Genomic DNA, 2,986 nt, shown 5'->3' on the forward strand with positions numbered 1-2,986 from the left:
GGTGGTGGAGCGGCGGATGGCACCAGTAGAGCTTGGCGGCAGCAGACGAGTCACCGCACGTGGGAGCCCGACCTGCGGCCACTGGTCCGCAGGTGCTCCAAGGACTGCTGGTGCTGTGCCGACTGGGGGGTTGAGCGGGCCTGGGTTGCTTTTGTCGGAGGTGATGGTAGGGCGGTGCGCTCGGCGACGTCCTGGATAAGCCTGTCGGCCAAGGCACGGATCCTCTCTCCCTGAGCTGCAAGTGGATCACCCTGGGGAACTGGCATGGGTGCATCGTGGCGCAGTTCTCCGAGTTCGTCGTAGCGTGCCTGGTACTCGGGGGTGGCGTCGAGAGGTCCTAGAGGCGGAAGCGACGCGGGCACGGGTGTGTGGAACTTGGCGTCGTGTCGGATCCAGGAGCGAGTGGGTGCGCGCCAGGACAGACCACTCAGCTGCACAGGGATGTCGGCCTCTGCCGTGTAGTGCACGTGGCTGCCAGTTGCGATGTAGGTCGGCTCCTTGTCGCCGTCGAGGGGCAGGGCGTGGAAGGCGACATGGGTGGCAGGTTGGGGAGGCCTGTCGAGCTGGAAGGCCTCGGCGTGGGCGGCGTCGGCCAGAGCAGCGTCGAGGGTGGTGTTCCAGAAGCCGGTGAAGTCCTCGACCGTCCCCGCGCGCGGAAGGTTTCCGTGCCCGATGTGCTGCAGCAGGGCGTCGGCCCGGGCCTCGATGGCACGGGTGCCGTCATGAATGAAGCGGTGCAGCCCGGGCGGCAGATAGAGCAGCAGGCTGCCGTACAACGGCTGGACGATGGGGTCGGCGTAGTTGGCGGTGGCCTCTCGGAAGTGCTGCGCATACTGCTGGGCTTCGGTTTCGGTGCGTTCGCCGTAGCGGTACTCGGCATCCCGGTGCCCGTGTACACCGGTGGTGCGGTTGCGTGCCGCGTTGTCGGCCTTGTCGGCCATGACGTGCCGGGCATCGAAGTACCTGGCCCACTCCCGAGGCGGGCGATTGTGGATGTTGCGCTCGGGAGCCGGCTCGCTGTAGCGGTCCCACCACACGATGCCGTCGGGTTCCCGGCGGGTGCCGTGGTCGATCCAGGCGGTGGGGTAGGCGGCGTAGAGAGCATCCATGAGGACGGAGGCCAGGCCCTGACCGCGGTGGGCCGGTGACACCTCGAGCAGGAGGACGGACAAGGCCTGGCCGTCAGGGTGGACGAAGAAGTCCAGGTGCCCCGCCATGGCCCCTCCCACCATGGCGATCAGACGCTGCCCTGACCAGGAGTTGCCGAGGTCGTACTTGTAACTGGTCCTCCACAGGGACAGCCCTGCTTCTGATAGTCGAGCCTGAGCCGACCCCGTCACGGGCCCGCGCTCTCGTCCTTGGCTGTCACCGCGGGAAGAGGCAGGACGGAGATCACCCGGCTGCGCGCTGCCTGCACACCCGGCAGGTTCCGCAACGCCGTGGTGGTCGTGATCTCGAGCTGTTCCACGCTTGGTCCCGCAGGTAGACCAGGCCAGACGTCGGTGTCGACGTCGAGAACCGCCTGCACAGTGACCGCGGCAGTGCGGGTGGGAATCGAGGATTCCAGATCAGCGGAGCGGACTTGGATCAGGGCCGTGACCATGCCACGCGGATCGGGCTGGGATCGGCTGTCGAAGATGATCTCCCCGATACTGCTGCCGATCAAGGCGACAATGCGGCTGATCTGGTCGGGAGTACCAGACAGCTCGATCCGGGTGGACGACTGGCCGGAAGCGGAGGAGGCACTCATGAAAAGGTCCTTCATCGTGTGGGCTGGAGACGAGGATTGGGAAGCAACAGTGTCCCAACGGACCGACCTCCCGGGGGAGCAGGGCGTTCCAGCCGTGCCCAGGCTGGCACGGGAGGGGACCCCTCTGATGGACGGAGCTCGTGCGGCGGGCCCCCGTGACGCGCAGAGGTCGTCAGGCGGGCGGACTCAGCGGGCATCGCCCATTGGGCGGGCAGAGGGATGGGTACGTGCAACTTACGGAGGTCGCGGCGGACCTAACCTAGCGATCGGGGCGGCCCCAGCAGCCGCACGACGCCCCCGGACCTGTCCGGGCGCCAAGCGGATCAGCTCCCGTACTCGCAACGGCTCCTGGCTGTAGCTGTGGGTTCTATCTCAGTAGGAGAAGCGAGACCGGGATGATGCCTCGCCCTCGTGCTCGCCAGAGACCGGCATGCAGGGGCAGCGCACATCCGGCTGTCACTTCAGGGCGATGGAGTTGCCTGGTGCCACATGGTGCAGTTGCAGGCGGGCGGCAGTTGCCAGGGCGCCGGAGACTAGCCCAGCATGGCCGCCGATGACGATGCGGGCTTCGTCCAGGCACGGTAGGTGTGCCTCGAAAGTGACGCGACGATTGGGCAGCTTCACCTCATAGTGATCGGCCTTCAACTGGTGGACGTGGTACGACTGGCCGGCGAGGTCGCAGACCCAAGAGCTGGGGGATACCTCAGCCAGTTCGACGAGCTCGCGGATCTGCTCGAGCGGACCGGTGGAGGAGGGGTGCACCTCGTCTGTATGGGCTTCGAACGCCCGCTCGGCCAGCAGGGGGAATCGGTATCCGTCCAACTCTCCGCACACCGGACAGATGAGGATGTGCCGCTGCGGCGCGCGTGACGGATCATCCGTGATCTGTGGCCGCAGGCCCGAGGCGGATGAGGGGCGTGTCGGCCCCATGGCGCGGGGTCTGCCCGGTCTGTCAGCGGCGCCCCCCGGACGGCCACTATTCCGGCGTCGAGAAGAGGACGCCGGGCCGGGCACAGGCTGAGTACCGGCCTGCAGGTCGCTCAGAACAGCCGCCACGTCGCAATGTGGCGGCCCCGCTGGCCACCACGCGCCGTGCTTCTTTCGGTAGGGGTACCAGAGGCCGTCAGCGCCGAGGCGTAGTTGTGCGTCATGCCCGATCACTGTGAGCCAGCTACCGCTGATCCGGACGCCGGGGGCGCGCTCGCCGTCCCAGGCGCGCTTGATTTCCTCGCGGAC

At 67.4% G+C, this 2,986-nt stretch carries 2 protein-coding genes and 1 pseudogene; all 3 read right to left on the bottom strand.

What is annotated here, in order from left to right:
- Positions 1 to 50 precede the first annotated feature (50 nt).
- On the bottom strand, positions 51 to 1,340 hold the full coding sequence (locus VN520_RS28510; protein ID WP_325749833.1) for a GNAT family N-acetyltransferase: 1,290 nt from the start codon (positions 1,338 to 1,340) through the stop codon (positions 51 to 53).
- The gene (locus VN520_RS28515) at positions 1,337 to 1,750 is read right to left on the bottom strand and encodes a hypothetical protein (RefSeq protein WP_325749834.1); all 414 of its coding nucleotides are present in this window, start codon (positions 1,748 to 1,750) and stop codon (positions 1,337 to 1,339) included. Before VN520_RS28515 ends, VN520_RS28510 begins: the two co-directional genes overlap by 4 nt.
- A gap of 456 nt (positions 1,751 to 2,206) precedes the next feature.
- Positions 2,207 to 2,986: pseudogene (locus VN520_RS28520) on the bottom strand (hypothetical protein); the annotation flags it as partial.

The sequence above is a fragment of the Streptomyces sp. genome (genome assembly GCF_035563135.1).
Taxonomy (GTDB): domain Bacteria; phylum Actinomycetota; class Actinomycetes; order Streptomycetales; family Streptomycetaceae; genus Streptomyces.

What these genes read in the sequence shown, in the direction of transcription:
- VN520_RS28515 (WP_325749834.1), bottom strand. Translation starts at nt 1,750, where the DNA reads ATGAGTGCCTCCTCCGCTTCCGGCCAGTCGTCCACCCGGATCGAGCTG.